The sequence below is a fragment of the Prevotella sp. TF12-30 genome (assembly GCF_003436715.1).
GTDB classification, from domain to species: domain Bacteria; phylum Bacteroidota; class Bacteroidia; order Bacteroidales; family Bacteroidaceae; genus Prevotella; species Prevotella copri_A.
On the sequence record NZ_QSQJ01000097.1, the window covers coordinates 1 to 504 of the forward strand.

At 31.2% G+C, this 504-nt stretch carries 1 protein-coding gene; it reads left to right on the forward strand.

Features of this window, described 5'->3' with window-relative positions; translation table 11 throughout:
• Positions 1 to 418: hypothetical protein (locus tag DXD25_RS16845; RefSeq protein WP_117664377.1), on the forward strand; the 418-nt coding region annotated here is incomplete at its 5' end.
• Positions 419 to 504 lie beyond the last annotated feature (86 nt).

A 504-nucleotide genomic window follows, 5' to 3' on the forward strand; every position in this document is an offset into this window, starting at 1 on the left:
TACTAATGTGTCTCTTGTGGAAACATCTCCGCAACTATTTGATGTATGCCAAGTAAGCACAGGTAATCCAGACTATAGAAATAAAGAGTTGTTTATAAACGAATTGAAAAGAAAATGTAAATATCCTATTGAGTTTCAAAAAAATAATTTGGAGGCATACGTTGCTATTGAATACAAGACAGACCAACGAGGATATATTGTAAAAAAAAGAGTGGTTATTTGCGACAATAAAAAATTCAAAAAGACAACAATGGAAACATTCAATCAAGTTAAAACTCTCAAAATAGCCACAACAGAGAAAATAGATACAATCTACTTCCAATACAAGATACAAGGTTCACCAACTTTAATCCATTCAAAAGTAGATGTCAAGATTATCGGCTATGGCAGCAATAATAAATCAATTTTAATGAAGTAACTCGATTTATCATAATTCACTACTGTCCAATAAAAAAGGCAATTCAAATACACGTTCTTCTTCAAGTGGGAATGGTTTTGGTTCTT